Origin of the sequence: Novosphingobium oxfordense, assembly GCF_044029435.1 — a bacterium.
Classification (GTDB): Bacteria; Pseudomonadota; Alphaproteobacteria; order Sphingomonadales; family Sphingomonadaceae; genus Novosphingobium.
Window position 1 is genome coordinate 826,352 of the sequence record NZ_CP147008.1, and the last position, 18,589, is coordinate 844,940.

Consider the following 18,589-nt stretch of genomic DNA (forward strand, 5'->3'; position numbering starts at 1 on the left):
CTTATGCGCCGCGCAGTGACCGTGGTTTCACCCAAGACGTCGCTGCGGGTCTTCATGACGTCGCATCTGGCGAAGAACTTGCTCTGGTCGGGCGAGGAGGCCTTTGCCTTCTACGTGCTGGTGGTTGTCCTGCGGCTCAATCCCGTGCTGGGCGGGGGCATGTTTCTGGCTGGTTCGGCATGGAACGCCGCGCTCGATTTCGCCTGGGGCATCCTGCTGGCGCGGCGTCCGCAAATCGGGCGCTGGCTGCCGGCGATCGCCGTGATGGCCGTGCCCGTCGCTTGCGTGAGTTTTGCCTTGCTGCCGCTGGTCGATACCGCCGGCGCGGCCATGGCGCTGATCCTTGCGTTCCGGACCAGTTTTGCGCTGTTCGACGTGCCGCACAACGCCTTGAGCATGCCCTTGGCGGAGCGGCACGGGCACCTTCGGCTCATGCGGTTGCGGTCGATCGCGGCCGCTGCCGGGGCGCTGGTGGTGGCGGGGCTGACGCTGCCGCTGATGTTGCTAGCCACTCCCGGCCTTCCGCTCATCCTGTTCGTCGGCCTTGCCCTGATCGCATTGGTGGGCCTGCTGCCGGTGCCGTGGATGCTGGCGCGGCTCTGGCAGGATGTCCCGGAGCGGCCGGTCAGCCCAAGCCTTTCCGACATGGCCCGCGTGGCGCTTTGCGTGCTGCCGTTCTGTCTGGCGCAGATGGTGGGGGCGGGCGCGCTCGGGGCGGTGGGCAAGGGGCTCCTGCACCTGAAGATCCGCACGCAATGGGTGCTGGCTGCGGCGCCGCTGGCCATCGGTCTGGCCCGGCTTGCGGTGGTTCCGGCGTGGGAGGCGATCGCCCGGCGCTGGGGAATCGCGCAAGGCCTGTCGATCGCTTATTTCTGCATCGGTGCGGTCATCCTGCTGCTGCCGGTCGCAGTGGGCGTAGGCCCGGTGGGCGCGCTGCTGGTCTTTGCGATATTCGGGGCGCTGGTGGGCGGGATCGCCCTCTTGGCATGGACGGGCTTTTCCCAGTTGGTGGCGCATGAGCCGGCAATCCGTGGGGCCGGGGATTCCAGCCTTGCCTACGGCCTGTTCACGGCCACGACCAAGATCGGCCTTGGCGTTTCGGCATGCCTTGCAGGCAACTGGCTGGAATCGCAGTCCACCCGGATGGTGCCCGACGGTACGGCCCTCTGGCCGCTTGCGCTGGGCACCGCCGCGCTGTGCGTGGTCTGTTCGGTCTTTGCGGGCCGGCCGGTCCGGAAGGTGGCGGGCCCATCGGCCGCCGCGCTTTCCTGAGCGCGGGCTTTACCAGGCCGGCAGGGTTATTTCCAATAGCGGCCGGCTTCGGCGAAATCGTCCAATGCGGCGGCGGCGGACTTGAGGAGGCGGGGCCTGCCGCTTTCGTCGGTCATCGCGGCGGCTTGGGGCAGGTCCGACAGGCCCAGGCGGTGCACCACGGCGGGCGCCGTGGCCAGATCGTTGAGGTCGCCGAGATGGTCTTGCAGGTCTTCAAGCGCATGGATGAAGTGCTTGCGGCGGCGGCGCGCCTTCTTCCGGGTATAGAGCGTGGCGAAGAAATCCGCCGTGTAGCGCATTTTCTTCGCGGCCTTGCGCACTTCATGCCGCGCTTCGTCGTCCAGTTCCGCAAGGTCTTGGCCGCGTTTCTTCAGGACCCTGCGGCGGTGGCCAAGTGCGCTGGCGGCGAAATCGCACACCGGCAGATCGCCATGCTCCGGTTCGCCCTCATGCGAAAGCCATGGCCCCGTGGCGATCCATTCCGCCAGTTCGATCATCAGCGCGCGGCATCGCTTCGATCGCAAGGCGATACCGGCGGAAGCATAGGCCTTGGCGCGGGCTAGCGAGAGACGTTCCACCAGCGCGCCGTCGCTGGCGTCCGCGATCAGCACGTCGATTTCCCGAGCCGCCCCCAGCTTTCCGGCCAGCCAGCGCAGTTCACGGTTGATCCTGGCAGCGGCGCGGTCGCTGGCCAGCATCGCCTTGTATATCGACAGCGCCGAGCGCAGCCGCCGGATCGCCACCCGCGCCTGATGGAGTGCATCGGCATCGTCGTGGTCCAGGATCGTCGCGACGTTGGAATGATAGTGCCGGAGGCAGGCGCCCGCGATCGCCCGGAACGCCTCTGCCGCCGACATGTCCGCGCTCAGTTCGACCGGGGCGGCCTTGACCGGGCTGGGGGAGGGGCCCAGCAGGCGATAGCCGCGCTCCGCCTTGCTGAGCACGCAGATCCGGGTCGGAACTGTCCCATCGATCTTGCGGGCCAGCGCGAACAGCGCCGAAAGGTCGCCTTCCTTGCGCTCCAGTTCCACTTCGCAGACCGGTGTCGAACGTTCGCCGGCAACGATCCGGCCGCGATCCAGTGCGATCTCGATGCCGTCCAGCTTCCACAGGCGACGCTCGTTCTCGACCGTGAAGACCGGCGAGAGCAGGCCGATGCGTCCACTCAACAGCGCGGCGACCGGCGTGGCATCTTCGATGACGGGATGGTCGCCGGACACTTCGCGTTCCCATTCCGCACGAACGAGCATTCCGGCTGCAGAGCGCTCTGCCTTCACCGTCTGCACCCGGCGTTTGCCGCTGCGGCGGATGCGGAGCGACAGGCCGGCGCGGAAAAGCGCGCGGTCGGGCGTGTCGAAATAGACGGACTCCTGCCGGATCGCGGCAGGCGCGCGGCCGAATAACCCGGAGCCTTCCAGCGTATCGGCGTCATCCGGCGTCAGTTCGAGCTTCAGTTCCTCTTCGTCGACAGCGTCTGCGGCCATTGTCCGTCCCCGCCTTTCGCCGGCAAGCATATAGGACATCGACGGATTATGACAGTGCACCGGCCCCGAAGGCCGGCCATCGGGCAGACTGGCCCTTACGCTGCCGGCACAATCAGAAGCGGAACCCGCGCATCCGGGCTGCCTGAAATCTGGAGCACGTAGTCCCCGGGCTGCAGGGGGAAATCGATCATCTTGCGGATGCCGGAGCAATCGGGACCGCGGCCGTGCGTGGTCGATGTCTCGGGCTTGCTGTCACGGGCGGGCTTGACCACGTCGATCCACGCGGCCGTACCCAGCACGATGCGGTAATCACCGGGCTGGGAGACCGAAAAGGCATAGAGGCCGCCGAAGCTGGTGGATGCGCCCGGTTGGCCCGGGGGCGTGGCGTAGCGGACCTTTCGCGTCGGCGCGAGTTCGCCGTCGACCGCGCGGCCAAGGTCGAGCCGTGCGACGGTCAACACCTGTTTGGCATTCCGCGCCGCCGCCAGCGGCATGCGTTGGTTCCAAGCCGCCAGTTCGGCAGGTAGGGCCGGCGGGCCGGGTGGGCAGGCGATGGGGGAGGGGACGGTCCTTGGCACATCCTGCGCCGGTTCCTGCGCCTGCGCCGCGCCTGCGCATAGCAGTGCCGCCAGCAGGATCGGTTTCCGGCCGTGTAGTGGGATTGCGCGTGCTTTGCTGGTCGTCATCAGCCCCTCGATGCTTTCACCAAAACCCCTTGCTGCCAGATGTTAGCCGATCGCCGGCATGGGAACAGCGCAAAAGCACCAAGTGGGGGTTCGTTTTCCGCACGGAAGAACCGGTCAGGATGCCGCCAGCGAAGCGGCTTCCGTCGCGCAAGTCTCGGTGGGCGGGGCGGCCGGGCGCGCCGGGCTGGCCAGTTCCTTGCGCGCGGCATCGAGATCGGCCCTGAAGGCCGCGTCGCCATGAAGGCGCGCCACGGCGGCTGCAGCGATCACGCGGCCAGCGTCGACGTCGCTAGCCCAGTGCGCGTTGCAGACCAGGCGGCTCTCGCCGAAGTCCCGGCCACGCTGGAGGATCGCATCGGTGCGGCCCGGCACCAGTTCGGTCAGGATCAGGGCCCAGCCCCAGCCAAGCGCGCTGTGCCCCGAAGGATAGGAACCGTCGCTGCGCAGCGTGGCCTCGTCTGCGGGCAGGCAGGTGCCGTTGCCATGGGCGACGAAGGGTCGGATCCGCTGGTAATGGTCCTTCGCGCGGTAGGTGGAAAGGCCGATGTCGATCATCGACTTGCCCAGTATCCGGTAGAGCACCGGCGTGCGCCGGGGATCGGGCGTGACGCCGGCGGCGCAGGCGAAGGTCTGCAGGGCGTGCGCGGGCTTGAGATCGGCATCGCTGGCGGCTTGCACGAAGCGCGGACTGTCCGGCGCGCGGCTCAGCGCCTTGCTCACTTCCTCGTCACGGGCAAAGGCGGCCGAACCGGCGGCGGGCGGCGGGGGCAGCAGGGCCAGGCTATCGGGCAACTGGTCAAGGGGAAGGTATCCCTTGGGCATGTTGGCCGGCAGCTTGGCGGCGATGGAAGGAGGAACGGGGGAAGGAGGAACGGCGCTTGTGGCCGGCGCGGCGTCGGCTCGGTTCGTGGATTGTCCGTCCGCTCCCGAAGCGCCGGCGGCAATGGCCATGGCGCCCAGCGCCACCAGTGCCAACGGGTAGTAGTGCAAGCCGCGCCAGCGGCAGACATGCCGCTGTGCGTTTTCGCTGCGCTTTCCATCCGGCATGGCATGCCCCTTTCCTGAAGCCCTTTCGATCAGGGGGCTGATCGGGAGGGGGTTGTCGGTCGTTCACCCGGGCGGGAACTGGTGGAATTGGCGGCGTAACCGCCGCAAAGCGCACAACCCGACGCATCTCAAACGCCATTTGCTTTATGCTGGCCATCTGCGTCACGCCGGGTTGTGCCAGGCGCCTGTGCCGCTTCTGCCTGGCTCAGGTCTGGAGAGGAGCGGAAATAGGATCCGGATTCCACCACCGAAACTTATGCCGGCACCCGCCGAAATCTATCGGGTATTATCCCGATGTCTTGACAGGGACGGTCCGCACGGTCGTGCGCGTCGCCGGTCCATCCGGCACGCTATCGCTGCGGTTTCCCGTCGGCGCCGAGCGGCGAATGCAGCTTCAGTTCGTTCAGCCCTTCCGCGCTCAACTTTGCCCAGCGGGCGAAGAGATCGCGGAAATCCTCATAGTTGGTCGCGCGGTTGCGCAAGTAGGGACGCGTGTCGTCCATAACGCGGGCGTCGACCGCGCGTCCCAGCAGCGCGCCCGTGGTGGAATCGCGCGCTTCCACCACCAGTGTGCCGCCGCCGGCTTCGCTGGTGAACGTCCACTGCATGCCCGCGCTCATCGTATCGGGAGCGGCCACGTCCAGATTGACCACCGCGGTGGAGATGCGCAGGACGTCGGCGCCGGGCGTGGAGACAACCTGATAGCCCGCCTTCTGGTAGGCTTCCACGAACAGGGTGTGGAAGCCGGTCTTTGCCTGTTCCAGGATGTCGCGCACTTGCGCGTTCGAGATGTTCTGAGACGGATCGACCCCGGCGTTGTGTTCGCGCTGCCAGTCCTTGCGGAAGGCGAATTCCGGGGGATCGATCATGACTTTCGAGTAGGCGCGGAAGTCGGCGCCCGGCAGCAGGTAGACGGCCTGGATCTTGCTGGACTTGACGTGTGCCAGCCCATCCCACGAGGCGGGCGGCGCGGCGGCGGATACCGGTGTTGCAAGCGATAGCAGCAGGGGCACGGCGATCGCCCGGCAGAGCCTGTTCGGCATGGCATTCCTCCTCCGTTCGTATCGGTGCCATGCTAGGCAGGGGCAGGATGCGCGCCCATCGGGACAATTCCTGCTTTTCGGGAAATCTTCCCGCCCGCCGCACCCTCCCCGGAAGAATGTACGCGAATCCGGGGGTAAACCCCGATTCATGGTCCCGGCAGGGTCCTGCACACTTGCAGTCCAATATGGGATCAGGAGCGGCCTATGACCGTCTTGGCTTCAAAGCGTGGCCGTATCGCCGCGCTGGTGACGATGCCGCTTGCTACGGCGGTTCTGCTGGGGGGCGTCGAACCGGCGCAGGCGACGGAGGGAGGGGCGAGCATCTACCTGCTCGGTTCCGGCGGCGCCAATGCCGCCGTGCAACCCCCGGTCGAAGGCGTCTACGCGGACAGCACCTACTATTTCTACGACGGCAACATTTCCGCGGACAAGAGCCTGGTCGTCGGCGGCAAGGTGGCGGCCGGGCTGGACAGCGTGATCGTTGCGCAGTTCGTCACCCTGCTGTGGGTGCCGTCCACCAAATTCCTGGGCGGCACGCTGGCCCTCGGCCCCGCGATTCCGGTTGCAGCGCCGATGGTCAGCGCCGATGTCTCGCTGACCGGACCCTTGGGCAACACGATCTCGCGCTCGGTGCGCGATAGCACGCTGACGGTGGGCGATCCGCTGATGACGGCCTCGCTCGGTTGGACGTGGGACCGGTTGCACCTCACCGCCAGCAGCTTCGTCAACATCCCGGTGGGCCACTACCGCAAGGACCAACTGGCCAATATTGCCTTCCACCGCTGGGCGGGCGACTTTTCGCTGGCGGCGAGCTGGCACGACATCAAGTCAGGCTGGGACGTCAGCGGCAAAGCCGGGGTGACGATCAACGGCACGAACGATTATACCGACTACAACAGCGGGAACGATTTCCATTTCGAAGCCGCGGTAGAGAAGACCTTCTCTCCCAAGTTCTCGGCCGGGATCCAGGGGTACTACTACAAGCAGATCAGCGCGGATACCGGCTCGGGCGCGGTGCTGGGCCCGAACAAGGGCGAAGTGGCCGCGCTGGGCGGGACGGTGGCCTACAATACCGTGCTGGGCCGTAGCCCCACCACCTTCCGCCTGCGCGTCCTCCAGGAATTCGACGCCACCCGCCGGCAGGAAGGCACCGTGGCCATGGTCAGCGTCACCCTCCCGCTCAAGATGAACCTGCCGCCGAACGCCGGGCAATAGGCGCTTCATTTCCGTCGCCGGTCACCGGCCTTTCGCGAAAGGAGAAACCGGCATGCCCGGGATGGTGAGCGGCACGGTGCGGTCTTGCCAGTTGGTGGCGGCTGCCTCCCTGCTGGTCGCGGGCTTTCCGGCGGCCGCGCAGGCCCAGCAGCAGATATCGGCGGAGCAGGAGCCCGATACCGTTCCGCAGCAGGCAGGCCCCCCGGCTGATGCGCCCGCGAAAGGGAAGCCGAAGTTCCTCCAGCGCTTCTTCGACGATGAGGATGGCAAGTTCGACTTCTCGAAATTCCTCGCCAAGGGCGGCTTCATTCCTATGCCCGTGATCATTACCGAACCGGCCGTGCATGGCGGTTACGGCGTGGTGGCGCAGTTCATCACCGTGCCCAAGGACGATCCCCGCAATGTCACACGGCGGATGCTGGGCGCCTTCAAGACGGGGAACGGGTCCTACGGTTTTGGCTACTACCAGGCCGGCCGGGGGCTCGATGGGTTGATCAACTACAAGTTCGGCATCGGCCGGGGGGAGATCACGCTCGACGCCCATCCCAGCTTCCTGCCGACGGCGCTGACTTACACGAGCAAGTACAAGTACGGCATCCTGGGCTCCATCCTGGTCCACTTGCCGGACAAGCGCTTCTCGGCCGGGCCGCTGATCGACTTCCGCAAGCTGAGCTCCAGCGTGGATTTCGAGGATCCCCTGCCGATCGCGAACGACTTCGGCCGCACCCTGACGACCGGCGCGCTGGGCTTCGGCGTGCACTTCGACAGCCGCGACAACACGATGACGCCGACGAAGGGCGTGAATGCCTATGTGCAGGGCAAGTTCGATTCCGCCGCCTTCGGCAGCGACCGCACCTTCCAGAAATACGATGCCGATCTCTACGCTTTCCACGGCCTCTCGCCGAAGTGGCGGCTGGGCTACAAGGCCGAATTTTCGGCCATGCGGGGTGACTTTCCGATCTATTTCGCGCCCGCCGTCAATCTGCGCGGCGTGGAAGCACAGCGTTATCAGGGCAGCAATGTGTTCAGTACCGAGGTCGAACTGACGCGGCAGCTCAGCACGCGCTGGGCGCTGCTTGCCTTCGCCGGCGTCGGCGCTTCATGGGCGGGCGATCGCCGGCTGTTCGACGATTCCGGTGCCAAGTTCGCCGGCGGAGGGGGCTTTCGCTATCGCATCGCCCGCAAGCTGGGGCTGGACGCCGGCATCGATGTGGCCGTGGGGCCGGGTGGGGGCATCTTCTACCTCCAGTTCGGTCATGCCTGGGCGTTCGGAATGGATTGACCGCTGGGGGCGGGCAGCAGCCAGTGTTGCCAGACGAGCAGGAGCGCCGCCATGACCACCGGGCCGATGAACAGCCCGATCAGCCCCATCGCCGCCAGGCCGCCGAAAGCGCCGATCATCGCCAGCAGGAATGGCAGCTTCACGGCTCTGCCGACGACTGTCGGCTGGATGACGTTGTCGCCGATCGTCATGACCATTGCGCCGAACAGGAACAGCGCGACGCCTTGCGGGGCATTGCCGCCGGCGATGAGGATCAGGCTGGCAAGGCCGAATGCCGCCCATGCGCCGAACGGGATAAGGGCCAGCGCGATAGTGAAGGCGGCGAAGAGGATCGGCTGGGGAACGCCGGCAATCGCATAGCCCACGCCGATCAGCGCGCCCTCGCAAAACGAGACGAGGATCGTGCCCGTGACGGTGGCGCGCACGGCGCCGGCAAGCTTTGTCAGGAAATCTCCGCCGAAGGTGCCGAAGATGCGGATCGCGATCTGGCGGCCTTCTCGCACAAGTACCTCGCCATGCCAGAGCAGGCTGGCCAGCGAGATCGCCGTGATCGCCACCGTTGCCGATTTGCGCACGATTTCCATACCGATCGCCTGCGTCCAGGTCAGGACCGAGCCGGTGCTGACGATGGCCAGCAGATCGTCCACCGACTGCGCCCTTGCCAGATGAGCCTGCCAATATCGGCTCGCCCGCCCGCCGATCAGCGGTAAGTCCGGAAGCCATGGCGGCATGGCCATGCCTGATTGGCCGATGTGTTTGAGCCAATCGAGCCCCGCCTGACTCTCTTCCACCAGCGCGGCGGCACCGATCGAGAGCGGGACGAGGAAAAACAGCGCGGTGCCGAGCGCAAAACCCACCGCGATCGTGCCCCGGCGGTTGGGCCGCCGATCCAAGGCGCGTCTGTACAGGGGCCATTCGGCGACGGTCAGGATGACGGCCCAGGCGACTGGTTTCAGGAATGGAAAAGCGACCCAGAACGCCGCGATCAGGATCACGACGGTCAGACCCATCTGCCTCGGATCGATGGCCGCCTTAGCCGCGGAGATGCCCGGGGTTGCCGGATCCTTTCCGTCTGCACTGTCCGTCATGGTCGGTCCGCCATCGTTGCGGCTGGAAGATGCTCCGCAGCCTCACCAACATGCCGACATCTTCCCCTCGTTTCTCAGGATCGCCGCACGCAGCGAAAACCCACGTGTGAGGTCGAGGTATCGACCGGATGGGGATGGCGCGCCGCCGGCCGGTAGCGGCGGCAATAGTTCGGCGCACACAAGTGCGATCCGCCCTTGAGTACCCGCCGGGCCATGCGGGCGGGGTCTTGCGGATCCACGCTGCTGGCCTGCGCGCGCTGGTTGGCGGCGGCACAGCAACCGCCAACGGACTTGTCCTTGGCCTGCATCGCCCACCAGTCCGCCGTCCATTCCCAGACATTGCCGATCATGTCGTGCAGGCCGAAGCCGTTGGCGGGATAGACCCCCACAGGCGACGTGCGCACCCAGCCATCCTCGGCCAGGTTGGCATAAGGGAACAGGCCTTGCCAGACATTGGCGTGGTGAACGCCTTCCGGCACAAGGTCGTCGCCCCAGGCGAATTCGGCGCCCGTCGTTCCGCCCGCCCGCCCGCCCCAGGCGGCATATTCCCATTCCGCCTCGGTCGGCAGGTCGAGCCCGGCCCATTCGAGATAGGCTTCCACGTCGGCAAGGGCGAGGTGGACGACAGGATGATTGGAAAGGTCGTCTATCGAACTCCCGGGACCGGTGGGATGGCACCAGTCCGCGCCCGGTCGGAACTCCCACCACTGGCTGGCGGGCCCGCGCGGATCGACCGGGCGACCCGGCGGCTGGAACACCAGCGAGGCCGGCACCAGCAGTTCCGGCAATGCGCCGGGATAATCGGCAGGGTCGGGTGCGATTTCCGCCAGCGTGCGATATCCCGTGGCCGCGACGAAGCGGGCGAAATCGCCGTTGGTGACCGGGGTGCGATCGATCCAGAAGCCTTCGACGTCAACCCCGCGCTCCGGGCGTTCCTCCGGATAGTGGCGGTTGGAACCCATCGTGAAGTGCCCGCCCGGCAACCAGACCATGTCCCGGTCTGCCAATTGCACCTCGGCCTTGCCGGGCTTGTTCCGTGCTATGCTATCCATCATTCAGTTCATTCCGGACAAGTTGAAGGCAATGCCGGCGAAGGCGGCGATGCCCAGCAGGGCCAGCAGTACCGCCACGAGCAGGGTTACCGAGACGGGGAAGCGGGTCTCGCCATGGACAAGCCCCTCTTCCATCATCGCCTTGCGGGTGGCGCGCAGTTCGGATCCGAACTGAAGCTGGCGCACGATGCCGCCGACCAGCAGGATGACGCCCAGCACGATCAAGGCCACGCCGAAGTTGCGCGGCGCCTGGCTCTGCAGGATGACATTGGCCTGATGCAGCTTCTCGAACGTCTGGTAGATCGTGAAGCCGAATCCGATCAGCGACAGCGCGGTGCGGATTTCCGACATCAGCGTGCGGTCCGCGCTCATGCGGGTGCGCTGGAAGGACATGCCGGTCCGCCGCATCGACATCTCGGTGCGATGGTCGGACAAGTCGGTGCGGTGCTGCGAGAGGTCCGTCCGGAACTCAGACAGATCGGTGCGATGTTGCGAGAGGTCGGTGCGGAATTCCGAAAGATCGGTGCGGTGTTCCGACAGCCCGGTGCGAAAGCGCGAGAGATTGCTGCGAAACCGCGAGAACTGGGTGGAGGCCTGTTCAGCCTCCAGATTTTCCACGTCGGGCAGGTCCGGCACTGCAGGCAAGGCAATGCGTTCGGGCCGTACGCTTGTTAGTGCGGCCGGCTTCTCGCGTGCGTCCGAATTCATCGCTTTGCTCCTGCCGGCGGCGGAAAGTTCGCAAGAACCGCCGTGACCACGGAATCGACCTTCTCCTGCGATATCTGGTCGGTCGTCACCTGCTGGGTGGCCCGGCCATGCCAGACCGGGGCCTTGCTGGCCGTATCGTAGATGTCGATCGTCAAGGTGCCGTCGGTGATGTTCCGCACGTCCACCTGGTTGAAGCCGCCACCCCAACCGCCCCAGGGGCGGAAGTACGGACCATAAGTCCCCAGGCTGGACACCTCTACCCGATTGCGCGCGCCCAGCGTGAAGCCCACGGCGAAGTCGCCCGGATCGGCTTGCGTGAAGCCGCGCGCGGCCAATGCATTGTCGATGGAGGTTCGCACGCGCTGCGATAGCAGCGGGTTGGTGCCCTGCGGCGCCGCCGTATAGGCCCAGCTATAGGTCCTGAAATGCGCGAAATTCGCCTGGGGATCGGCATCGAAGCTGATCTGCGGCGTCGCGGTGCACGATGCCATCAGCACCGTGCAGAGGGCCAGGGACAAGGCACGTGCTTTCATCGGGCGCCTCCTTCTTGAATGTCGGCAAACTATCCCCGCCCGGCAGCCGCTCATCTATCGGTAATCTCCCTGAGTAACGTCCCGCCTGGCCCCCAGTGAGGTTCGATCTCGCGGCAGGACGAACGGATGGATGCGCCGGGCCCCACGGCCGCCCCGCGCATCCAAGGCGAATTTCCACGGCATCAAAGGGATTCTACCGATGTGCGGTTTTCGGCAAATCTGTGAACGTGATCGTGGACCCCCCACAGGAGAGACACGATGCATCTTCTGACGGATCAGCCTCGCACGTTGCGGATTCGAAATACCCGGACGATGGCGGGAGCGATCGCTCTGGCATTTGCCCTATGCCTCACGCCCGGAGCTTCCCCGGCCCAGACGCCCGAAGCCGGTTCTGCGGTGGCGGCTGCGGCTGCGGCTGCGCCTGCGACTGGGACTGGGACTGGGACTGCGGACCAGACAACTGGCGCGACGGCCGCGACCACGCTCGATCCCGTCGCGATCGAGGCGCTGAAGGGCATGGGCAACTATCTCAAGTCGCTGCAGACCTTTGAGGTGCACAGCAACGCGACGATGGAAGCCGCGCTTCAGGATACGGATCTGCTGGTTCACCTGGGATATGAGGGAACCTATCGGGTCCAGCGCCCCAATGCCTTCTACGTCCAACTGAAGTCGGACCGCACCGTGCGCGAATACTTCTACGACGGAAAATCGCTGACGGTGAACGTGCCGCGCCAGAACCTATACGCGACGGCGGCGGCGCCTTCCACGATCCGCCAGACGGTGGACAAGATCTACAACGATTATGGGATCAGCCTGCCGCTGGCAGACCTGTTCTATTGGTCGGAAAGCCCGATGACCGATGGCATAACCTCTGCGGTCAGAGTCGGCTTCGCACGGATAAACGGACAGGAGACCGATCAGTTCGTCTATCGCGGAGAGGACCTCGACTGGCAGGTCTGGATTGCCCGCGGGTCCGCGCCGCTGCCGCTGAAGATCGTCATCACCGATCGCAGCCAAACGCTTCGCCCGTCCTACAGCGCCGAACTGACGTGGAACACCTCTCCCAAGTTCTCTGCGCGGGACTTCACGTTCACGCCGGACCCGAAAGCGACGTCGATCAAGCTTGCAGCCTTGTCGGGAGGACAGTGACATGCGGCACCGAACGCTCAAAATCGCGGGGATCGTTTCCGCGCTGGCCCTTGTCGCATCCGTTTTTACGCCTGCCGATGCCCAGCGTCGTTTCGGCGGGGGCGGATTCCACGGCGGTGGCTTCCACGGTGGCGGTTTCGGGGGCGGTGGCTTCGGGGGAGGCGGGCAGGTTCGCGCGCCCACCAATTTCCACGGGCCCGGAAGCGGCGGGGGCGGCATCCGCAATCCCGCCGTGCCACGGAACGGTGGCGGCGGAGGAGGCGGGGGCGCTCATCCTGGGCCCGGCCCCAATCCCGGACCCGGTCCGAACCCCGGACCGCATCCGGGCCCAGGCCCACATCCCGGCCCCGGACCTGGCCCCGGACCGGGACCACATCCAGGTCCGGGACCGGGCCCGGGCCCGGGACCTCATCCGGGACCGCCCCCGCCGCCGCCTCCGCCGCCGGGCTGGGGCTGGGGCTGGGGCTGGGACGACGATCCGTTCTGGGATGCCGCCGCAGTTGGCCTTGTTGCTGGCACGACGGCAGCCGTCGTCGCCAGCGCTTCTCAGCCCGAGACGGTGATCGTCCAGAGCACGGCAGTCGGCTCGACCGTCTACGCTCTCCCATCGGGTTGTCCGAAAGTCGTGCGGGGCAGCGTAGCTTACTTCAGCTGCAACAACGTCTGGTATCTGCCGCAATACCAGTCGTCCGGTGTGACGTACGTTATCGTCAATCCGCCGGGCTGAGCGGAACCCTGGCCCCACCCCTGCGCGCAAGGGCGCGTGCAGGGGTGGGGCGGCCGTTTGATGATCGAGGGCAGCGATGCAGGTCGGCACCATCTCCCACAGGCTGAATACAGATAATTCCGTGCCTCCAAGCGAAGTCCCCGGAATTGACGGCAATGCGCCCGATCGTCCTGTTTGCGGCACGCGCTGCGGAGGCCTTGCCCAGGCGGCATGGACCGGGGTGAAAATTGCCGCGCCCTATTGCGATTCTTCAATGAATATCGGGTGCTCGACGATGCAAGAAAAACTGTTCGATAATTTGGATGCCTATCAATTCATCTCATCAAAATTCAATGTATTCAGTCGGAAAATTCAGGAGATTTACCTCATATATCGATATTTCAGTACTCTAGGTGATCTCTCTAGGGAAAATCCCGATTGAACGAACAGATGGCGCAGGGATGATGCTTATCCGGGCTCACCGAACCTGAGAACGGACTAGGAGAAAAGAGGTTCGCATGCGGCCGACCACAAGCAGGATTCTGATCGCGGACGATCACCAGGCCATGCGCCAGGGCGTGCGGACCCTGCTGGAATCGCACCCGGCCTTCCAGGTCATCGCGGAGGCCGCCGACGGCCGGGAAGCGTTGGACTTTGCCATCGAGACCAAGCCGGACATCGCCATTCTCGACTATTCCCTGCCACTGATGAACGGGCTGGAACTGACGCGCGCGCTCAAGCATGCGTTGCCGCGCACAGAAATCCTCATCTACACGATGCATGACCGCGAACAGATATTGATAGACGTGCTGCGCGCGGGCGCCCGGGGCTATGTGTTGAAGTCGGACAGCGGAACCCATCTGGTTGCTGCCGTCAGAGCGCTGTCAAACCATAAGCCCTATTTCTCGGGCGCGATTTCCGAAACGCTGCTGGAACACTTCATCGAAAGCGATCACGATTTCGACAAGGGCATCACGCTGACCGCGCGCGAGCGGGAGATCGTCCAGCTCATTGCAGAGGGCAAGCTGAACAAGCAGATCGCCCACATCCTCGACATCAGCGTGAAGACGGTGGAGACGCACCGGGCTGCCGCCATGCACAAGCTCAAGATTCGGACGACTGCGGAACTCGTTCTTTACGCGGTCCGAAACAATATCGTTGAGCCCTGATACCGTCGTTTGCATTGTCTTCCGCGCGGCGCTGCGGGAAGTAGGCGCCGATGTGGGTGCCATTCAGGCGGCGTTCCACGCAGAACATGCCTCCCAGCCCCTCCACACGCTCGCGCATGCCGGCCAGCCCGACGCCCACGGCTTCGCGCATGCGGCCTTCGACGATATCGTTGGGGATGCCGATGCCGTCATCCTCGATTTCCAGCGCCAGGTATTTGGCCACGCTGCGCAGCCGTACTTCGACGGTGCTGGCGAAGGCGTGCTTGCCGACATTGACCAGCGCCTCCTGCGCGACGCGATAGAGGGCAATCTCGAGGTCCGCCGATGGCCTGAGGTAACCGGCAAGGTTCTGGAACCGCACGGATAGCCCCGTGCGCCGCGCAAACCCCTTCAGGAATGCGGCCAAGGCCTCGATGATGCCGCCGGCCTCCAGTTCAGGGGGATGGAGGACATAGCTGAGCGTTCGCATCTGGTGCTGTGCGGTGCTGATGGCGGCCTCGATATCGAGGCAGGCCTGTTCGATGGCTTCGAAAGTATGCGCCTTGCGCACCGTTTCCAGCATGACTTGCGCCAGGGCCAGATGCTGCGAAGTCCCGTCATGAAGATCGCGGGCGATCCGGCGGCGTTCCTCGTCCTGTGCGCGCAGCAGTTTCGCTTGTTGCGCACGGCGGGCGCAGCGCCCGCCAGAGGCATTGCGTTCGCCCTCCAGCGCAACCAGCATGTGCCCCATCGGGCCGGACATTCGGGTGGCATGAATCTTTACGACATCCGGGTCGGACGCCAGCAAGCGATAGGAACGGGTCGCCGATAGCACATTGCCATGCAGAACGCTGGTTAGCTGATCGCGAACTTCGGCGCGGCTCTCGTCATCGAGAGGCAGGCAGTCAAGAGCAGTCTCGAAAGATGCGCCGGCAAGGATATTTCCATGCTCACCCCCCGTCAGAAACCGCATCGAGCGCGTGAGGTTGGCCATTTGCACCCTCCCGTCGCATCCTACGGTGAAGATGTCGATAGGAAGTGCAAGCATCAATTGCTGCACTACTCCGCCAAGATCAGCATTCCCCTTTGAAATCCTAGAGAGTGGCAAATCGACAACAACGGCGTTACCGCCCGTGTTCGCACTCGTCATGCGTTCCGCCCTAAGATTGCACTGTGTTTTTGCAGTACACCGACTAGCAAAAAAACATAAGTTTCTCCACAGATATTATCGCTCATAGAAAAATATGGAAAGTTATGATGCGATTAGCTTAATTTTGCGGCGCATCATTTTCCATGCATCACCCGTGTTGAGAGATTTGTTAGTTAATCATCTTGCACCCGCTGCGGATTCGGGCAACGCGGAAAGGCACGGCGGCAGAGATGGTGTTAGCTTCGAACAGCTTTTCGGTCGGCAGCAGAGTTACCCTTTAACTAAGGGCATGTAGAAGTCGAAGTATTTGCTCAATCGTCCGGAAGGACAATAGTGCGCACAATAAGGTATGATCGAAGCGGTGCGGGACGATTTATCGAATCGACTCGCGGAAAAATTTGAATGATCGAATCAAATTCTGGATCCGCCAGGGCCGGACGGTTGCGGTTTTGCAAATCGACGAGAAAAATTAGCAAGGTCTCGCCGAATTTTGTGTCTCTTCCCGGCTGACCTCACGCCGCTCTGCCGCCCGGGTGCCAATGGCCGGCGATGCTTGACGAACACACGTTGGGGACGCCAGACGCGAGCCGTCATCGCTTGCGGAGTATCCTGTCCATGTCCCCTATCCAGCCTCGCGAAGCCGTGGGCCCCAACTATTCGCTGGAGGCGCTGCGCGAGGCGCAGGCCAGATCGTGGCTGGCGCTGGAGAAGATTGCCGCGCTGGTGCGCCCCGGCATGCGGGAGGCGGACGTGCAGGCGGCCGGCGTCGCCATTCTGGAGGAACTGGGCATGGATCGCTCCTGGCATCCACTGCTGGTCCGCTTCGGCAGCAATACGCTGAAGATATTCAGCGATCGATCGCAGGAGGACGTCGTTCTTCAAGCGGACGACATCTTCTTCATCGACATGGGCCCGGTATTTCTCGGCCACGAGGGCGATGTCGGTGCGACGTTCACGGTGGGCGCCGATGCGGAAATGCAGGCTTGCGCCCTTGCAGTCCGCACGCTGTTCGACCGGGTGCGCGCAATCTGGGATGGCGGCGCCGTTTCCGGTCGTGCGCTCTACGAGCGGGCCGAAGAGGAAGCCCTGGCGATGGGCTGGGTGCTCAACCTGGACATCCGCGGGCACCGTGTGAGCGACTACCCGCATTCGGTGCACAAGGGCGGCAATCTGGGCGATCTTGATACGGTGCCCGGCACCGGCCTCTGGATTCTCGAAATGCAGATTCGCCATCCGACGCGCCCTTTCGGCGCATTTCATGAGGATCTGCTGGCCTGATCCCTCACGCGGAATTGCGTCTGGTCTTGGACTTGAGAGCCATCTGGTAGGGGACAAGGACGAGAAGGCCGACAAGCAGGAAAAGGAGGACGGCGGCGGTGACGGCCATGTTGGCGTGGTTGGCACCGGCCAAAGCCAGGGCGATGCCGGGGTGGCGCATCGCTGCGGAGAAGGCCAGGGTGGAGCGGTTGGCCAGTTCCGGTCCGCCAAGCAGGTGGCCGCCGGCAAGCGCGATCAGCACGACGAAGGCCATGGCGATCACGGTGCCATTGCCGATCAGTGCCATCATCCCTGGAAACAGTTCCACAAGAAGCGGCAGGAACGCCAGCACCAGCATGATATCGGCCACGATCGTGATGATGCGGGGCAGCGCGGGGGAGACCTTGTGCAATACCAGCCTGCCCAGCACCAGCCCGATCGCCAGCGGCACCACCAGCCCGACAAGGATGTTCCGGGCCACTACGCCGACCGGGAACTGGGCGGAAACCTCATAGAAACGGGCTCCCACCGCCCCCAGCGTGGGCACGAACAGCAGCGCCAGCACTGCGCCGGCCGCCTGCAGCCCATAGACGTAGCCCGCGTTGCCCCCGAACTTCAGGGCTTTGCCCGGCATCAGCGGCGGCACGGGGGAGATCGCCATCAGGAAGATCGCCGCCCTGGCAGGATGCTCGATCGGAAATAGCGCGATGGCCGTGACTGCAGCGATCACGGGAATCACGACGATCGCCAGCACTGCCCGACCCAGCAGGGCAGGGCGCCCCAGCACATAGGCAAAGTCCCCGCGGGAGGAGGCGATCCCTGCCGCCACGACCAGCAGGGCGAGGCTGCCCGTGAGCAGCAGCGGGATGAGATGCTTGAGCAGTTCCATCGGCATTTCTCCTCCGGGAGCACGTCGATGATCGCCGTATCGCCGGCCAAATGTGATCGGGGATTCCCCCAAGCCGGCGCGCGGATACCATCCACTTCGCTGCCATCGCGCGCCAATCCCCACCCTCTGTCCGGGACAATCCCGATGGCCTCTCCATCGCTCACCCGCAAATATGGCGGACCGGACAAAGCAGCCGTCCGGCGGAGGAGGCCCTATGAAAAAGATCCCGGTTCTGATCGTGTTGGCAGGCTCGCTGCCGGTGACGCACGCCTTGGCGCAGACGCAGGACCATGCGCCGCAGGCCCTCTATTCCGCGCTTTCGCTGGAGCATGACAAGAAGGAGAGCTGGACTTACGTGAAGCCGGGCCTCCACCTTGGAAATGTCACGAGCGTACTGATCGAACCGACGGCGGTTTACCGAGGTCCAGATGCGCAATTCGACGGCATTCCGGAAGCCGATCGCGAGAAATATGCGCAGATACTGACGGAAGCGATCCGCAACGAGATGGGCAAATCGTTCGAAGTCGTCTCGGCACCCGCAGCCGATGCCGTGCGCATCAGGCTGACGCTCGTCGGCGCGACGAAGACGGTGGAGGGCGTCGGTACAGTGTCTTCCGCCATGCCGCTGGGCCTGGCTACGAATGCGCTGAAAAGTCTGACCGGAAAGAAGGCCACGTTCTCCGGATCGGTGCTCTTTGCAATAGAAATGTACGATGCGAAGAGCGGTGAGCTGCTGGCGGCCGCAGTCCGGCGCCAGGCGCCCGACGCACTCGATATTGCGTCAACCTTGTCGACGACGGAGACCGTCAAGGCCGTTGCCGACGCTTTTGCCCGCAAGCTGCGCGAGCGGCTGGTGGAAGCGAAGGAACTTCATCCGTGA

At 64.7% G+C, this 18,589-nt stretch carries 19 protein-coding genes; 8 read left to right on the plus strand and 11 right to left on the minus strand.

The genetic code is table 11. The features are described from left to right. The first annotated feature begins 54 nt into the window (after positions 1–54). Positions 55–1,272 (plus strand): MFS transporter, encoded by a 1,218-nt coding sequence (locus WBP07_RS26455; protein WP_395398059.1) that lies wholly within the window; start codon positions 55–57, stop codon positions 1,270–1,272. A 26-nt stretch (positions 1,273–1,298) separates the two neighbouring features. Here WBP07_RS26455 and WBP07_RS26460 read toward each other — a convergent pair whose 3' ends face one another. The 4 genes from WBP07_RS26460 to WBP07_RS26475 all read right to left on the minus strand — a co-directional run bounded on the left by WBP07_RS26460 (position 1,299) and on the right by WBP07_RS26475 (position 5,532). Continuing rightward, the gene (locus WBP07_RS26460) at positions 1,299–2,756 is read right to left on the minus strand and encodes a CHAD domain-containing protein (RefSeq protein ID WP_395398060.1); all 1,458 of its coding nucleotides are present in this window, start codon (positions 2,754–2,756) and stop codon (positions 1,299–1,301) included. Between the two features lie 95 nt (positions 2,757–2,851). Continuing rightward, positions 2,852–3,442, minus strand: coding sequence for a homogentisate 1,2-dioxygenase (locus tag WBP07_RS26465; protein WP_395398061.1), 591 nt, complete (start codon positions 3,440–3,442; stop codon positions 2,852–2,854). 114 nt (positions 3,443–3,556) lie between these two features. After that, the gene (locus WBP07_RS26470) at positions 3,557–4,489 is read right to left on the minus strand and encodes a phosphatase PAP2 family protein (protein ID WP_395398062.1); all 933 of its coding nucleotides are present in this window, start codon (positions 4,487–4,489) and stop codon (positions 3,557–3,559) included. Between the two features lie 350 nt (positions 4,490–4,839). Next, positions 4,840–5,532 (minus strand): DUF3313 family protein, encoded by a 693-nt coding sequence (locus tag WBP07_RS26475; protein WP_395398063.1) that lies wholly within the window; start codon positions 5,530–5,532, stop codon positions 4,840–4,842. A gap of 204 nt (positions 5,533–5,736) precedes the next feature. On the opposite strand from WBP07_RS26475, the gene WBP07_RS26480 reads away from it, so the two are divergent. Continuing rightward, on the plus strand, positions 5,737–6,747 hold the full coding sequence (locus tag WBP07_RS26480; RefSeq protein ID WP_395398064.1) for a transporter: 1,011 nt from the start codon (positions 5,737–5,739) through the stop codon (positions 6,745–6,747). Between the two features lie 52 nt (positions 6,748–6,799). After that, on the plus strand, positions 6,800–8,029 hold the full coding sequence (locus WBP07_RS26485) for a BamA/TamA family outer membrane protein (protein WP_395398065.1): 1,230 nt from the start codon (positions 6,800–6,802) through the stop codon (positions 8,027–8,029). Here WBP07_RS26485 and WBP07_RS26490 read toward each other — a convergent pair. From WBP07_RS26490 to WBP07_RS26505, 4 genes are all read right to left on the minus strand, one after another. After that, on the minus strand, positions 8,002–9,039 hold the full coding sequence (locus WBP07_RS26490; RefSeq protein WP_395398066.1) for an AI-2E family transporter: 1,038 nt from the start codon (positions 9,037–9,039) through the stop codon (positions 8,002–8,004). The genes WBP07_RS26485 and WBP07_RS26490 overlap by 28 nt on opposite strands. Before the next feature lie 152 nt (positions 9,040–9,191). Continuing rightward, positions 9,192–10,109 (minus strand): formylglycine-generating enzyme family protein, encoded by a 918-nt coding sequence (locus WBP07_RS26495; RefSeq protein WP_395398253.1) that lies wholly within the window; start codon positions 10,107–10,109, stop codon positions 9,192–9,194. A gap of 63 nt (positions 10,110–10,172) precedes the next feature. After that, complete coding sequence (locus tag WBP07_RS26500; RefSeq protein WP_395398067.1) at positions 10,173–10,877, minus strand: YidH family protein; 705 nt, start codon at positions 10,875–10,877, stop codon at positions 10,173–10,175. Next, the gene (locus WBP07_RS26505; protein WP_395398068.1) at positions 10,874–11,410 is read right to left on the minus strand and encodes a DUF4136 domain-containing protein; all 537 of its coding nucleotides are present in this window, start codon (positions 11,408–11,410) and stop codon (positions 10,874–10,876) included. The genes WBP07_RS26500 and WBP07_RS26505 overlap by 4 nt, the downstream gene beginning before the upstream one ends. Before the next feature lie 258 nt (positions 11,411–11,668). Between WBP07_RS26505 and WBP07_RS26510 the strand changes: the two genes are divergently transcribed. After that, positions 11,669–12,559 (plus strand): DUF2092 domain-containing protein, encoded by an 891-nt coding sequence (locus WBP07_RS26510; protein WP_395398069.1) that lies wholly within the window; start codon positions 11,669–11,671, stop codon positions 12,557–12,559. Here WBP07_RS26510 and WBP07_RS26515 read toward each other — a convergent pair. Continuing rightward, positions 12,528–12,833 carry a hypothetical protein gene (locus tag WBP07_RS26515; protein ID WP_395398070.1) on the minus strand — a complete coding sequence of 102 codons (306 nt, stop codon included), beginning with the start codon at positions 12,831–12,833 and terminating at the stop codon, positions 12,528–12,530. The two genes, WBP07_RS26510 and WBP07_RS26515, sit on opposite strands and share 32 nt — an antisense overlap. Before the next feature lie 529 nt (positions 12,834–13,362). Here WBP07_RS26515 and WBP07_RS26520 point away from each other — a divergent pair. Together WBP07_RS26520 and WBP07_RS26525 are read left to right on the plus strand one after the other, a co-directional pair. Beyond that, positions 13,363–13,707 (plus strand): hypothetical protein, encoded by a 345-nt coding sequence (locus tag WBP07_RS26520; RefSeq protein WP_395398071.1) that lies wholly within the window; start codon positions 13,363–13,365, stop codon positions 13,705–13,707. 76 nt (positions 13,708–13,783) lie between these two features. After that, positions 13,784–14,434 carry a response regulator gene (locus WBP07_RS26525; protein WP_395398072.1) on the plus strand — a complete coding sequence of 217 codons (651 nt, stop codon included), beginning with the start codon at positions 13,784–13,786 and terminating at the stop codon, positions 14,432–14,434. Here the strand turns inward: WBP07_RS26525 and WBP07_RS26530 are convergent. Then, the gene (locus WBP07_RS26530; RefSeq protein ID WP_395398073.1) at positions 14,370–15,407 is read right to left on the minus strand and encodes a sensor histidine kinase; all 1,038 of its coding nucleotides are present in this window, start codon (positions 15,405–15,407) and stop codon (positions 14,370–14,372) included. The two genes, WBP07_RS26525 and WBP07_RS26530, sit on opposite strands and share 65 nt — an antisense overlap. A gap of 771 nt (positions 15,408–16,178) precedes the next feature. On the opposite strand from WBP07_RS26530, the gene WBP07_RS26535 reads away from it, so the two are divergent. Then, positions 16,179–16,841 carry a M24 family metallopeptidase gene (locus WBP07_RS26535; protein WP_395398074.1) on the plus strand — a complete coding sequence of 221 codons (663 nt, stop codon included), beginning with the start codon at positions 16,179–16,181 and terminating at the stop codon, positions 16,839–16,841. Between the two features lie 4 nt (positions 16,842–16,845). On the opposite strand, the gene WBP07_RS26540 is transcribed toward WBP07_RS26535, so the two are convergent. Continuing rightward, complete coding sequence (locus WBP07_RS26540; protein ID WP_395398075.1) at positions 16,846–17,709, minus strand: Na+-dependent transporter; 864 nt, start codon at positions 17,707–17,709, stop codon at positions 16,846–16,848. 214 nt (positions 17,710–17,923) lie between these two features. Here WBP07_RS26540 and WBP07_RS26545 point away from each other — a divergent pair, with 214 nt between their 5' ends. Beyond that, positions 17,924–18,589 carry a DUF3313 domain-containing protein gene (locus WBP07_RS26545; protein ID WP_395398076.1) on the plus strand — a complete coding sequence of 222 codons (666 nt, stop codon included), beginning with the start codon at positions 17,924–17,926 and terminating at the stop codon, positions 18,587–18,589.

Bases quoted from the DNA above. Each gene is read 5' to 3' on its own strand.
- WBP07_RS26455 (WP_395398059.1), top strand. From the start codon at position 55: ATGACGTCGCATCTGGCGAAGAACTTGCTCTGGTCGGGCGAGGAGGCC.
- WBP07_RS26460 (WP_395398060.1), bottom strand. From the start codon at position 2,756: ATGGCCGCAGACGCTGTCGACGAAGAGGAACTGAAGCTCGAACTGACG.
- WBP07_RS26465 (WP_395398061.1), bottom strand. From the start codon at position 3,442: ATGACGACCAGCAAAGCACGCGCAATCCCACTACACGGCCGGAAACCG.
- WBP07_RS26470 (WP_395398062.1), bottom strand. From the start codon at position 4,489: ATGCCGGATGGAAAGCGCAGCGAAAACGCACAGCGGCATGTCTGCCGC.
- WBP07_RS26475 (WP_395398063.1), bottom strand. From the start codon at position 5,532: ATGCCGAACAGGCTCTGCCGGGCGATCGCCGTGCCCCTGCTGCTATCG.
- WBP07_RS26480 (WP_395398064.1), top strand. From the start codon at position 5,737: ATGACCGTCTTGGCTTCAAAGCGTGGCCGTATCGCCGCGCTGGTGACG.
- WBP07_RS26485 (WP_395398065.1), top strand. From the start codon at position 6,800: ATGCCCGGGATGGTGAGCGGCACGGTGCGGTCTTGCCAGTTGGTGGCG.
- WBP07_RS26490 (WP_395398066.1), bottom strand. From the start codon at position 9,039: ATGGGTCTGACCGTCGTGATCCTGATCGCGGCGTTCTGGGTCGCTTTT.
- WBP07_RS26495 (WP_395398253.1), bottom strand. From the start codon at position 10,109: ATGGTCTGGTTGCCGGGCGGGCACTTCACGATGGGTTCCAACCGCCAC.
- WBP07_RS26500 (WP_395398067.1), bottom strand. From the start codon at position 10,877: ATGAATTCGGACGCACGCGAGAAGCCGGCCGCACTAACAAGCGTACGG.
- WBP07_RS26505 (WP_395398068.1), bottom strand. From the start codon at position 11,410: ATGAAAGCACGTGCCTTGTCCCTGGCCCTCTGCACGGTGCTGATGGCA.
- WBP07_RS26510 (WP_395398069.1), top strand. From the start codon at position 11,669: ATGCATCTTCTGACGGATCAGCCTCGCACGTTGCGGATTCGAAATACC.
- WBP07_RS26515 (WP_395398070.1), bottom strand. From the start codon at position 12,833: ATGAGCGCCCCCGCCTCCTCCGCCGCCACCGTTCCGTGGCACGGCGGG.
- WBP07_RS26520 (WP_395398071.1), top strand. From the start codon at position 13,363: ATGCAGGTCGGCACCATCTCCCACAGGCTGAATACAGATAATTCCGTG.
- WBP07_RS26525 (WP_395398072.1), top strand. From the start codon at position 13,784: ATGCGGCCGACCACAAGCAGGATTCTGATCGCGGACGATCACCAGGCC.
- WBP07_RS26530 (WP_395398073.1), bottom strand. From the start codon at position 15,407: ATGGCCAACCTCACGCGCTCGATGCGGTTTCTGACGGGGGGTGAGCAT.
- WBP07_RS26535 (WP_395398074.1), top strand. From the start codon at position 16,179: ATGTCCCCTATCCAGCCTCGCGAAGCCGTGGGCCCCAACTATTCGCTG.
- WBP07_RS26540 (WP_395398075.1), bottom strand. From the start codon at position 17,709: ATGGAACTGCTCAAGCATCTCATCCCGCTGCTGCTCACGGGCAGCCTC.
- WBP07_RS26545 (WP_395398076.1), top strand. From the start codon at position 17,924: ATGAAAAAGATCCCGGTTCTGATCGTGTTGGCAGGCTCGCTGCCGGTG.